Origin of the sequence: Cellulophaga sp. L1A9 (assembly GCF_009797025.1) — a bacterium.
GTDB lineage: Bacteria > Bacteroidota > Bacteroidia > Flavobacteriales > Flavobacteriaceae > Cellulophaga.
In genome coordinates this window covers 1,021,781-1,035,027 of record NZ_CP047027.1, presented here as the reverse complement: position 1 = coordinate 1,035,027, position 13,247 = coordinate 1,021,781, and the positions used below count along the sequence as shown (strand labels likewise).

The following is a 13,247-nucleotide window of genomic DNA, read 5'->3' as shown; positions in this document are numbered from 1 at the left end:
ATTAGGATGCTTTTTTTATCTTTAAAATCTAAATAGTGCAATATGAAATCAATAGCTTGTTTTTCTTTAGTTTTATTATTAGTAGCATGTGGGGCTGTCAAAATGAAAGAAACAGATCCTGAAAATATAAAACCTATAGCCACAGAAGGTGGCCTTTTTGGAGGAAGTCAAACAACAACAGATGGTGTTGCTCCTGTTTCGTCTAGAACGGTTATCCCGTTTACTGATTTTAGCAGCTCTAAAGATGTAGGTGCTATTATTACTTTTTTGGCTTCTGATGAATTAAAAGGAAGAGAAGCGGGTAGTGAGGGAATTGAAAAAGCAGCAAACTATATTGAGAAGATATTTGAAGACAATGGGATAAAACCATTTTTTAATAGCTATAAAGACACCATATCAAATTTTAGTAAGCCGGCATATAATGTTGTAGGAGTGCTGGAAGGCAATGATCCTAATTTAAAAAATGAAGTAGTAGTTATTGGTGCACATTATGATCATATTGGTTTAATTTCTCCTAAAAACGGAGATGAAATAGCAAACGGGGCGAATGATAATGCATCTGGCACGACAACAGTGTTAGAGCTAGCACGTTATTTTGCGTCGAATAAGCTGAATAAGCGCACCGTTATTTTTGCTTTATTTACAGCAGAAGAAAAAGGGCTTTTAGGTTCTAAAGATTTAGCGAAACGCTTAAAGGAGAAAAATATAGATTTATATACCATGCTTAATTTTGAGATGGTTGGTGTAGCATTGCAGGACAAGGATTATTTTATGTATGTAACAGGGTATGAAAGTACTAATTTGGCAGAAATTGCTAATGATTATTCAGGAGAAAATCTTATTGGATTTTTGCCATCTGCACAGAAAATGAATTTGTTTAAGCGTTCAGATAATTATGCGTTTCATACCGAATTTAATGTTCCTTCTCAAACGTTTTGCACGTTTGACTTTACAAACTTTGATCATTATCATGGCGTTGATGACGAAGCTGAACTGATGGATTTTGATCACATGGCTCTTGTTGTTAATAAATCAATTCCAATGGTAACCGGTATTATTAATGCACCTACCAAAGAAATAAAATACAATTAAAGGATGGCAAATATTATAATAACGGGATCTAGTAGAGGTATTGGTTTTGAAATGGCTAAATTATTTGCAGATGATGGTCATCAAGTATTGGCGTTGTCTAGAAATGACAAACCAATTTTGGCGTTAAATCATCCAAATATTACTACGTTTCCTTTCGACCTATCTTCCTCTAAAGATTTAGAAATTCTGCATGATTTTATTAATTCCACTTGGGAGCAAGTTGATGTTCTTATTAATAATGCAGGAATGTTGTTAAATAAACCCTTTCTTGAAACGTCTCAAGAAGAATTTGAAGCGGTGTATCGCGTAAATGTTTTTGGCGTAGCAAGTATTACTCAGGCTGTTTTGCCCCGAATGCATAAGTCAGGTCATGTGGTAACCATAAGTTCTATGGGTGGCGTGCAAGGAAGTTTAAAATTTCCCGGTTTAGCTGCGTATAGTTCTAGTAAAGCAGCTGTAATTACGTTAACAGAGTTATGGGCCGAGGAGTTTAAAGAAAATGGGCCGTCATTTAATGTACTCGCTTTAGGAGCCGTACAAACAGAAATGTTAGAAGAGGCTTTTCCAGGCTATCAGGCACCAAATACAGCTTTAGAAATGGCATCTTATATCAAAGAATTTTCACTAACTGGAAATAAATTGTTTAACGGAAAACTTATTCAGGTGAGCAGCAGTACTCCTTAGTATTTGTGTTCTTATGCCTTTTTACTCAGAGCTACATCAGGATTACTTGTTCTTTTACCTTGCCAACGCGATTAAGGGGGTATTTCATTTCTAAAAATTTCAAAAGACTTTTTGTTTTATTGCTTTTTAAAGGGTAATCGTTACAGATACGTCAGAAAGATGTGGCTCACAACTATTTTTAATTATTTTCTATAGTCGTAGATTAAGATTGTATTATTTCTTCCATAAATTGCACGTACAAATACTTTTTTTTGATTTTTATCTTATTTTTGTTTGATGCGTAAAACACTAGAAAAATATATCCCTGAACGTGCTGTTGCGTTATGCATCACATTGATTAAGGATAATAGTGTAAATTTAAAAATTGTTAATCAACGTGTAACGCGTCATGGAGATTACCGTAAGTTAACAGATGGTTCTCATAAGATTACCGTCAATGCATCTTTAAATAAGTACCGCTTTTTAATAACATTAGTGCACGAAATTGCACACTTGGTGGCCTTTGAAAAGTTTGGTCGTCAAATAAAGCCTCATGGTTTAGAGTGGAAACGAACATTTCAAGGGCTCATGTTGCCATTTATTCACCCAGAGGTATTTCCTAATAAAGTATTGCCATTGATCGCTAATCATTTTAAAAATCCAAGTGCGAGCAGTGATACAGATGCGCGGTTGTCATTGGCGTTAAAACAATATGACGAACAATTAAAGGAAAATTCGTACGTTTTTGAAATACCTATTGGAAGTATTTTTAGAATACATAATGGGCGCATTTTTAAAAAAGGGAACAGAAAAGTAAAACGATATGAATGCATTGAAATGGCTACAGGTAAAATGTATTTATTTCAGCCAAATGCAGAAGTAGAACTAATAAAAGACTAATAAAATGAATAAAAATTATTACGCCGTTTTAATGGCAGGTGGAGTAGGATCAAGGTTTTGGCCAATAAGTACATCTGAAAACCCTAAGCAGTTCCATGATATGTTGGGTACTGGAGATACGTTAATTCAAAAGACTTTTAAACGATTAAATAAGTTTGTTCCTAAAGAGAATATTCTAATCTTGACCAATGAAAGGTATAATGATTTAGTATTGGAACAGTTGCCATTAGTAAAACAAGAACAGGTTGTTTTAGAGCCAGCAATGCGTAATACGGCTCCTTGTATTTTATATGCAGCCTTAAAAATTCAAAAACAGAATCCAGATGCCGTTATGATTGTGGCACCAAGTGATCATTGGATTGAAGATGAGTCGGCATTTGCAAAAGATGTAGAAGCTTGTTTTGATAAATGTGAAAAGGAAGATGTTCTTTGTACTCTAGGGATCAAACCTACATTTCCTAATACAGGATTTGGGTATATAGAATTTGAAAAAGGAAGTACCGAAGGATTAAAGAAAGTAAATCAGTTTAGAGAAAAACCTGATTATGATACGGCTAAGGAATTTTTAGCACAAGGTAATTTTCTTTGGAATGCTGGTATTTTTATGTGGAGTGTTAAAACAATTGTTAATGCTTTTAAAAACTATCAACCAACACAATATGCATTATTTGAAAAAGGCATGAGTGTTTATAATACGTCTACTGAGCAAGAATTTATTAATGAGAACTATCCTAAAGCCGAGAATATTTCTATTGATTATGCTATTTTGGAGCAATCGAAAAGTATCTATGTAAAACCTGCAACTTTTGATTGGAATGATTTAGGTACTTGGGGTTCTCTTTATGACAAGTTAGACAAAGACGAAGACAATAACGCGGTAGTCAATAGCCAAGTTTTAAGTCAGGATGCCAAAGGAAATATGATTAGATCTCCAAAAGGCAAAGTTGTTGTTGTTGATGGCTTAAATGATTATATTATCGTAGATAAGGAAGATGTTTTATTAATCTATCCGAAATCTAAAGAACAAGATATCAAACAAGTACTTACCAAGGTGAAAGATAAGTTTGGTAAGCAGTATACCTAATATATGCAAGACGATTTAAATAAAGACCATGTTGCGCCTAATAGTAATGAAGAAGCAAAAGGCGACGAGGTTAAAAAAGATTTTCAGGGTTTACTAGGGTCTACAAAAGAATTTTTATCTGAGTTATTAGATATTAGGAAAAATACAGACCAAGAAGCAACTAGAGATTCTATTGTAGCCGATATTCCTTTTAAGGGGCATACTTCATGGATTTTGATATGCTCTATATTTATCGCGTCTATTGGTTTGAATGCAAACTCTACAGCCGTAGTGATTGGAGCAATGTTAATTTCGCCGTTAATGGGTCCAATCTTAGGAATGGGGCTATCACTAGCGATTAATGATGTTGATACGTTACGCAGGTCTTTAAAGAATTTTGGAGTTATGGTCGTGTTGAGTATTCTCACCGCTTTTTTATTCTTTAAATTTTTTCCTTTACGGGATGAGTCTTCTGAGCTTTTGGCGCGAACTGCACCAGATATTCGAGATGTTTTAATTGCATTTTTTGGTGGTTTAGCACTAGTTATTGCACGGGCAAAAAAAGGAACCATTGCCAGTGTTATTTTTGGGGTTGCAATTGCAACTGCCTTAATGCCACCTTTATGTACGGTTGGTTTTGGGCTCGCAATAGGCAATTGGGATTATGCTAGTGGTGCCATGTATTTATTTACAATCAATACCATTTTTATTGGTTTGGCAACATTTATTGTCATCAAGATTTTAGGGTTTCCAATGGTGCGTTATGCCAATTCTCAACGCAGAAGAACAATCGCCAGATTAGCCTCATTAGTGGCTATTTTAGTGATGATTCCTGCTAGTTTTACTTTTTTCCAAGCATGGAAAGAATCAAAATTTAAAAGTGAAGCGCAAAAATTTATAGCTAATAATGTAGCAAAATATCAATTCTCTGGGAATGGAATGTTCTTAGGGAATTTTACCAATATTGAGTATCATGGTAGTGATAAAACTTTTTTTGATTTTCTTTTTGGAAGTAAAACGGAAAGTAAAAAATCTTCTATTGAGGTTATGTTTATGGGAGAAGAACTTGTTCCTGATAATATCATTGCAAGTTGGAGGTCTATTAAAAATGAAGATTACCGAGAACTTAAGGATACCGATCTAAAGATTATTCAAGGTTCTAAAAATGAAGCTATAGATCAGTTTAAATATGTAAACGAACTCTATGAGTCTAAAAAGGCAGAAGTGCTGACAAAAGACGAGCGAATTAAGATATTGGAGGAAGATTTAACTAAGTTAAATAAGCTTAAAAATTCTCAAATACCTTTTGAAGACATTAGTGCAGAAGCGAAAGTGAATTATAAAGAGTTAGAATCATTGAGTTATTCTTATACGATAGAAACAGATTTTAAAAAATTAGATACGATCCCTATTTTTGAAGTGCATTGGCAAAAAAATATTAAGAAAGCACAAGCTGAAGCTGAAACTCAAAAGATAACGGAATGGTTAAAACTTCGTTTAAAGAATGCTAAAATAGAAGTAAGAGAAAAAGTAGACTAATTACGTTCTTCAATATACATTTGACGTACTTTTTTAAATAACTCAGAAGAATATACAAAATCGGTAACGGCAGCGTTATCGGTTTTAAATATCTCTTTATTTGTGCCTTCCCATTCTTTCAATCCATTTTTTAGAAAAAGAATTTTTTGGCCTATTTCCATTACAGAATTCATATCATGTGTATTAATTACTGTAGTAATATCATACTCTTCTGTAATCTCTTGAATAAGGTTATCAATAAGAATGGCTGTTTTAGGATCTAATCCAGAATTGGGTTCATCACAAAACAAATATTTAGGGTTCATTACAATTGCCCTAGCAATAGCAACTCTTTTTTGCATCCCTCCAGAAATTTCTGAAGGATATTTATGGTGTGCATCAATGAGGTTCACTCGTTTTAAAACGGCATCAACTCTATCTTGCATTTCAGACTTAGATTGCTTGGTAAACATCTCTAGGGGGAAGGTTACATTTCCTTCTACAGTCATAGAATCAAATAAGGCACTTCCTTGGAAGACCATTCCCATTTCTTGACGTAAATCTCTTTTCTCGTTTCCTGACAGACTAGAATAGGTTCGTCCATCATAACAGATAGACCCCTCTTCAGGCTCAAAAAGTCCCAAAAGACATTTTAAAAAGACCGTTTTACCCGAGCCACTTTGGCCAATGATTAAATTGGTTTTACCCTTCTCAAATTGCGTAGTAACTCCTTTTAAGATTTCAGATTCTCCGAATGATTTGTGTATGTCATTTACTTCTATCATTATCCTAGTAATAATTGTGTTAATACATAATTTACAATAATGATCACAACACTCGTCCATACAAATGATGTTGTACTTGCTTTACCAACTTCTAAAGCTCCGCCTTTCATGTAATACCCATGAAAAGAAGGTATCGTTGCAATGATAAATGCAAAAATTATGGTTTTTATAAAGGAATACGTCACATGGAACGGAATAAAATCTAATTGAATACCTTCCACAAAATCAGCACTTGTACTAAATCCGCCAAATACACCAGCAATCCATCCGCCAAAAATACCCACATACATGGCTATAGCGATCGCAAAGGGATATAGGCATAGTGCGATAATTTTAGGGAATACCAAGTAATTTAAAGAGTTTACGCCCATAACTTCCAAAGCATCTATCTGTTCCGTTACGCGCATGGTACCAATGCTAGAAGTAATGTATGAGCCTACTTTACCCGCCATAATAATAGACGTAAATGTAGGTGCGAATTCTAAAATAACCGATTGTCTCGTAGCAAAGCCAATAAGGTTTCTCGGGATTAATGGGTTCGTCATATTTAAGGCGGTTTGTATGGCAACAACGCCACCAATAAAAAACGATATAAAAATGATGATTCCTAAAGAGCCATAAATAAGTTCATCTATCTCTTTAAGAATAAGCGATTTCATTATTCTCCACTTTGTAGGTTTTTTAAAAACCTCACGTATCATAATAAAATAACTGCCAATTGATGCTAGGTAGTTCATTAATTAATAGAATCTAGTTGATGTAAAAATAATAATATTAAATCGTTTGTAACTTGTTATTATAAGAAAAGAAAAAAGAACTGGTTTTGAACCTAATTTTAGTCGTTACCTCTAAAGTGGCTTTCTTAATTTCGATTTAACTTTTTATTCAAATATAGAATTATTTATTTCTTTACTTTTATCCCTTAAAATATTTCTGATGAATTATAAGAATTCTGCTGTAAGCTTATTTACTGCATTTATGTGCTTTACAAGTTTTACAGTGCTAGCGCAACGCAAATCTAAAAAAGACAAAGAAGAAAAAACAGTAATAGCGGCTCCTTTTGTGAGGCCTAAATTAGTTGTGGGAATTGTTGTTGATCAAATGCGTTACGATTATTTAACCCGTTTTTATGATCAATATGGCGATGGCGGTTTTAAGCGCTTAATGAATGATGGTTTTAATTGTAAAAATAACCACTTCAATTATGCGCCTACCTATACCGGTCCTGGTCATGCTTCAGTATATACAGGTACTACGCCTGCCATGCACGGAATTATTGGTAATAATTGGTATGATAAGGAACTAGATAAAGAAGTTTATTGTGTTTCTGATGCAAATTACACTTCCGTAGGGACTACTTCAGATGCTGGTCAAGTATCTCCTTTTCAAAATGTAGTGAGTACAGTAACCGATGAATTGCGGTTGCATACACAAATGCGAGGTAAGGTAATAGGAATAGCACTTAAAGATAGAGGTGCAGTTTTACCTGCAGGACATACTGCAAATGCCGCGTATTGGTTTCATGGTAAAGATGAAGGACGCTGGATTACAAGTAGTTTTTATAGAAGTGATTTACCAAAATGGGTTTTAGATTTTAATGCCTCAGGGAAAGCAGTTTCGTATAAAAAACCATGGAATACTTTTAAGAGTATAGACACGTACTTAGAAAGTGGTACAGATGATAATGCCTATGAAGGGAAATTTAAAGGAGAAATGAGTACTGCTTTTCCACATGATATTCCTGCCCTTTGGGAAGAAAATGGTCAGTTTGACATTCTTAAAGCGACGCCTTCTGGGAATAGTTTAACAGCAGATTTTGCCATTGCAGCTTTAGATGGCGAAAGTTTAGGAGCAGATGCGATTACCGACTTTTTAGCCGTAAGTTTTTCAAGTACAGATTATGTAGGACATATGTATGGTGTTAATTCTAAGGAAGTAGAAGATACTTATATCAATTTGGATGCCGATTTAGAACGACTATTAAATACTTTGGATAAAAAAGTTGGCGAAGGAGAATATACAGTATTCTTAACGGCAGATCATGCAGCAGTAGATGTACCTTCTTATTTAAAAGATCAAAAAATACCTGCAGGATATACAGATAATAATGCTTTGAAGGATAAGTTTACGCAGTTTTTAAAATATACGTATGGTACTGAAGATATTGTTAAGAACATATCTAACGGTCAAGTATTTTTAGATTACAAGATTGTAAAAAATTTAGATTTAGAACTAAGAGAGGTAGAAGAACAAATTGCGAATGAATTCATGACGTATGGTATCTATGAGCGCGTGTTTACTGCGGAGCAAATGTTAGAAAATAACTATACACATGGCATTCCTTATATTATCCAGAATGGATATAACCCATTAAGATCAGGAGATGTGATGCTGGTATTGAAACCAAATTACATTCAATATGGGAGTACAGGATCTACGCATGGCTCTCCATATAATTATGATACACATGTTCCTTTACTGTTTTTTGGGAAAGGAATAAAAAAGGGAGCAACAGTAGCTCCTACTGAAATTCCAGATATAGCACCTACAATTTCAGCAATGTTAGGCATTGCGTTCCCTAATGGAACTACAGGTAAACCAATTGCGGAGGTTTTAAAATAATTGTTTTTTAATTCCTTGCCATCGCAAATTACGAATAAACTTACCCTCTTCTGGTGCTACCAAGAAGGGGGTTTTTTGCTTTTTCGCATTTAGGTATCCCCTTATATTATCAAAAAAGGCATTTAGTTTTTGTTGTTTAAACGCCATTTTTAAGGAGGCAATACATGTAATTATAAAGCCATAATGCATCCTATACATAGCTTTCCCTTGAAGCTGTTTTGCTTTTTTATTATAGGCATTACCGGTAGGGCGTAAGTGTTTTACATTTAAACCTTCTAAGGTAATTATGTCAAAACCATGATACTGAGCTAGAAGTTCATCTACGGTATCCCATCCCATTGCGTTCTTAAGACCCCCAATGGCTTTAAAGCATGCCTTAGAATAGGCTTTAAATGCTCCACGCACATGTTTTTTGTGCATCGGGTGGTTAAGCTGCCATTCACCTAGTTTGTTTTTTTCATAAACAAACCCACCTACAACACCTGCAGTATTGTTTGTTTTAAATACTGTGGCTATTTCAGAAAAATAGTTTGAAGGGAGTATAAGGTCTGCATCTAATTTCACGATAAAGTCATAGTCATCATCTAATAGGTGTAAACCTTTAGTAAAGGCATTAATTACTTTACTCCCTGGCATATGTTCTGTAGACGAAAGGGTATTCAATTTTGTGATAAAAGGATATTCAGAACTAAAAGTATCGATAATCGCTTCTGTAGAATCTGTAGAATTATCATTGACAATAATCACTTTTTTAGGAAGGAGTTTTTGCGTTACAAGAGAGCGTAACGTTCCTTTTAAAAAGTCTTGTTCATTGTGAGCAGGAATAACTACGTAATACTTCATTGATTTAATTAATGCTTAGTGTAAATATCTAACTAAAATTCTGCTTTTTGAAGGAGATGATTTGGGTAAAATTGATTTTTTTTCACTAAAATTTCATTTTTTTAGTGGCAAATATCGGTTTAAAAACCTATTTTTTCGATGAAATGCATGTTTTTAATCAAAACCTATGATTTTTTGTTAGTTATTCTCTAGGAATAAATAGTGAATTTTGTCGAAGATATTAACCCCTTTATCGAATTAGTTATGAAAAATAATTTAACCTACAACGTGTTTTTTGCAACAATGATTGCATTTTCATGCTACAGTACTCAAGCACAAGATTCTGATAGAATGTCAAAATCTGAAAAAATAGAAAACACAAAACGAAATGAAAATTTTAAGACTTTAAAGAACTTAGGATATTCAGAAAAAGAAATATATGAAGATTTGGGTAATGCCAATTTTTTAAGTGAAAACTATGAGACCGCATTACACTGGTACACGAAACTTTTTAAGTTAAGTGATGGAGCTGGAGTACGTGATAGTTATGTAGAGCGTTACCAATATGCTATGCAAAAGACAGGTAATGAGAAAGCAACAAAATTTTCTAAGGATAGAAATTGGGTTGCTTCCGTAAAATCTGATTATAAAGCAGAATCAAAGGAAACCAAATTCAACGATTTTTATATTAATCCAACAGCGAGCAAAAAATCAATTGAAGAATTTGTTGCTAGAGAAACGAGACAAGCAATAACGTCAGAAAATCAAGTAAATTCTAGAAAAGAAGAATTGCAAATTGCAATTACACCAGATGGTACTGCAGCATACTTTACAAAAGCAATATATGTAAAACCTGAATACGGTGTCTTTTCAAAAAAAGAATTAGTACATAAAATATTTAAAGCAGAAAAAGTATCAGGACAATGGAAAACGGTTGAAGAAGTAGCCTTGGGTCCTAAGAATTCGTCTTCAATGCATCCAGCAATTTCAGAAGATGGGAAACGATTATTTTTTGCATCAGACATGCCAGGTACCTTTGGTAAGTTTGATATTTATGTAGCAGATTTAAAATCAAACGGCAAGTTCGGTGCTGTTAAAAATTTAGGAAAGAAAGTCAATACAGATGAGAATGATCTGTATCCAAATATTGTGGGAGGGACTTCGCTATTTTTCGCCTCAAACGGGCATAAAGGCTATGGGGGACTAGATGTTTTTATGGTGGAAGTAGCTAATAACAGGGTTGGCGCTTCAGTCAACCTTGGTAGTCCCATTAATAGTTCAAAAGATGAATTCTCATTAGATATTATGAATAAAAACGGAACTGGTTATGTATTAATCAACCGTGTTGAAGATAAAGGCGCTGTAGAACGTGTAGCATTCAGCTATTCTAAGTCAAGTAATAGTTTTACCCCAGAAACTAAAGACGACGGCATATTAGAAGCAATGAATACAGAGTCTAAAATTAATTATGCGACCTCAATATTTGAAGATAAGTAGCCCCAACTACTTATAAGATAATACATAATACTCCCCAAGTATTAGCGATTACAAAATAAACCCCACAAAAATCCCCAAAGATGAACAACGTAACTAACATATCGAACAAAATTACCTTGGTAATTGTATTCATTGTAATGATCAGTTTTCAAAGTGTACTAGGTCAAGAAGAAGCAATATCAAATTTTGGTACTAAAACTACATACCACAATCAATTGTTTTTTAATAGATTTTTAATCAATCCTACTTTTTCATTGGTAAGAGAGAACAAATCTTATGTTAACATTTTACACAGAAATCAATACAGCACTTTTGAAGACAATAATCAAAATTACTTTATAGGGTTTAGTAATAAAATTAATGATCATACGGCATTAGGTTTAGGGGTATACAGCCAATGGTCAGGGGTAGTTCAAGAATTTGGTTTCAATGCAAATTATGCAACGTCAGTGCAATTAGGGGAAAAAAGTAACTTGACGTTTGGGACCAATATTACTTATTTTAGTGATGGTTTAGATAGAAACCGTGTCATAGCAGATGAAAGTGATCCTGAATTAGCGCAAGCTAAGAAAGAAAGTAAAATAGCGATTCAGCCAGGGGTTACTTTATCTATAGGAAAATTTGATTTTAGCGTATATGCACAAGATTTATTTAAATACAACCAATCTACAAACGAGTTTTTAACCAACTTTAATGATAAAAGTATAAAGGCAGCGTTACAGTATACGCACACCATCGGCGCAACTAGGGGGTTGTTTGCAAATGGGAGGTTTACACCAATGATACAAGTTGCACGTAATAGCGATAATAGCTTTACGTATGTAGGATCAATGGTTTTAGAGCTGCCTAAGTATGGTTGGTTACAATCAACGTTTGATGCAGATTATGGGCTTTCTGCAGGGTTTGGTTTTAATTTAAGTGATAAAATGTCTTTGGGATATTTGATGGAGAAAGATGTGGCGAACACGGAAGCGGATTTGGGGTGGAATCATGAAGTTTCCGTAGCCTACACTTTTAAGAATAATAAAAAGACTTTAGCAGATTATGTAGATAATTCTCAGGATAGCAAAGTAGATGCTATTATTAGAAACTATGAAGAGCAGATCCTTAGATTAATGTCGGCTCAAGAAAAACAAACGAAAGAATCTGAAATAGAGAATGCTGTTGATGACGCTGAAAATACGGTTCCGGTAAAATCAAATAAAAAAGGGATTCCTAAGAAAAGTAGAAAAACAATTGAAAGAGGCGCTGGTTCAAGTGGAATGGCCGTAAATGATGCTATAGAAGATGTAAACTCTTTAGCTTACGAAAACAGCTTAATCTTAGATGAATTAATCTATCGCTTAGATTCATTAGAGTCTACAAGAAATCAAGAGTTTGAAAGAAGATTTGAAGATATCGTTAGAGTTTTAAAAAATGAAATTAAAACAGCAAGTACTTCAGGGACAACTAATGCAACCTACAATAATCCTAATGAACTAATTGCAGCTACTAAAGCTGAAATTAAAAAGACATATGCTATCAATAATGATCACGCTAAAAAAGATTACGAAAAATTATCGATCAAAGTTTTAAACGAAGCAGATATAGTAGGAGTAAAGACAGGATATTATGTAATTGCAAATGTGTATAAAACAGAGAAGTATTTAAACGCTTTCATGAAGAACCTTCAAAATAGAGGTTTAAATCCTAAGAAGTTTTTTAATAAAGAAAACGGATTATTCTATGTGTACTTAGCAGATTACGAAGTAAAACAAGAAGCAGAAACAGCTTATGTTTCTAATCTAAACGGAAAATACAATGATGAAAAATGGATCATGCAAGTAGATACTATGAATTCTACTGCTACTGCAGCAAACATGTATGAAGATTAAAGAATTAAAATTGCATATTTTAAATTAGTTAGATTTAGTTAGTAGTAATAAAACTATCGAAATGTCTAAGACTGTTACCTTCAGTCAAAGTCATTTCGATAGTTTTTTGCGTTTAAATAGCTATTATTTTCTTCCAATTTAAACTTTTCGACAAAATGCACACCTTTCTAAAAAAGGGTATTTTTCTGAAATACAGTAAGTTGCCGATGAAGTGCTATGTTGTTCATCGAAAGATATTTAAACGTAAGAAAAGTATTACTAATTTTTGCTAGGTTTGTAAAATAATTATATAAATTTAGATAAGATAATCTAGATTGTCAGGAGTTTTTAATCTTGAGTTGTTATAGTAGTAACAAGTATAATTTAGTAATGTTTAATTAAAAAAAAATAAAAGCTTATAAAATAGAATTT

At 33.5% G+C, this 13,247-nt stretch carries 11 protein-coding genes; 8 read left to right on the top strand and 3 right to left on the bottom strand.

What is annotated here, in order from left to right:
- The first annotated feature begins 42 nt into the window (after positions 1-42).
- The 5 genes from GQR94_RS04460 (at position 43) to GQR94_RS04440 (ending at position 5,257) form a co-directional block, all read left to right on the top strand.
- Positions 43-1,092: a M20/M25/M40 family metallo-hydrolase gene (locus GQR94_RS04460; protein ID WP_158974350.1), complete on the top strand. Its 1,050-nt coding sequence runs from the start codon at positions 43-45 to the stop codon at positions 1,090-1,092.
- Between the two features lie 3 nt (positions 1,093-1,095).
- Entirely contained in the window at positions 1,096-1,776 is a 681-nt protein-coding gene (locus tag GQR94_RS04455; RefSeq protein WP_158974349.1) for an SDR family oxidoreductase, read from the top strand.
- A 276-nt stretch (positions 1,777-2,052) separates the two neighbouring features.
- Positions 2,053-2,655 carry a SprT-like domain-containing protein gene (locus GQR94_RS04450; protein WP_158974348.1) on the top strand — a complete coding sequence of 201 codons (603 nt, stop codon included), beginning with the start codon at positions 2,053-2,055 and terminating at the stop codon, positions 2,653-2,655.
- A 4-nt stretch (positions 2,656-2,659) separates the two neighbouring features.
- A complete protein-coding gene (locus GQR94_RS04445; RefSeq protein ID WP_158974347.1) occupies positions 2,660-3,739 on the top strand; it encodes a mannose-1-phosphate guanylyltransferase in 1,080 nt (359 codons plus the stop codon).
- Positions 3,740-3,742: 3 nt separating this feature from the next.
- The gene (locus GQR94_RS04440; RefSeq protein ID WP_158974346.1) at positions 3,743-5,257 is read left to right on the top strand and encodes a DUF389 domain-containing protein; all 1,515 of its coding nucleotides are present in this window, start codon (positions 3,743-3,745) and stop codon (positions 5,255-5,257) included.
- Here GQR94_RS04440 and GQR94_RS04435 read toward each other — a convergent pair.
- On the bottom strand, positions 5,254-6,021 hold the full coding sequence (locus GQR94_RS04435) for an ABC transporter ATP-binding protein (protein ID WP_158974345.1): 768 nt from the start codon (positions 6,019-6,021) through the stop codon (positions 5,254-5,256). The two genes, GQR94_RS04440 and GQR94_RS04435, sit on opposite strands and share 4 nt — an antisense overlap.
- A complete protein-coding gene (locus tag GQR94_RS04430) occupies positions 6,021-6,758 on the bottom strand; it encodes an ABC transporter permease (protein WP_024479236.1) in 738 nt (245 codons plus the stop codon). Before GQR94_RS04430 ends, GQR94_RS04435 begins: the two co-directional genes overlap by 1 nt.
- Before the next feature lie 199 nt (positions 6,759-6,957).
- Between GQR94_RS04430 and pafA the strand changes: the two genes are divergently transcribed.
- The gene (gene pafA, locus GQR94_RS04425) at positions 6,958-8,643 is read left to right on the top strand and encodes an alkaline phosphatase PafA (protein WP_158974344.1); all 1,686 of its coding nucleotides are present in this window, start codon (positions 6,958-6,960) and stop codon (positions 8,641-8,643) included.
- Here pafA and GQR94_RS04420 read toward each other — a convergent pair.
- Positions 8,635-9,486, bottom strand: coding sequence for a glycosyltransferase family 2 protein (locus tag GQR94_RS04420; protein WP_158974343.1), 852 nt, complete (start codon positions 9,484-9,486; stop codon positions 8,635-8,637). The genes pafA and GQR94_RS04420 overlap by 9 nt on opposite strands.
- A gap of 243 nt (positions 9,487-9,729) precedes the next feature.
- On the opposite strand from GQR94_RS04420, the gene GQR94_RS04415 reads away from it, so the two are divergent.
- Positions 9,730-10,962: a cell envelope biogenesis protein OmpA gene (locus GQR94_RS04415; RefSeq protein ID WP_233268636.1), complete on the top strand. Its 1,233-nt coding sequence runs from the start codon at positions 9,730-9,732 to the stop codon at positions 10,960-10,962.
- Between the two features lie 80 nt (positions 10,963-11,042).
- Positions 11,043-12,836, top strand: a complete 1,794-nt coding sequence (locus GQR94_RS04410) for a type IX secretion system membrane protein PorP/SprF (RefSeq protein WP_158974341.1) — start codon at positions 11,043-11,045, stop codon at positions 12,834-12,836.
- Positions 12,837-13,247 lie beyond the last annotated feature (411 nt).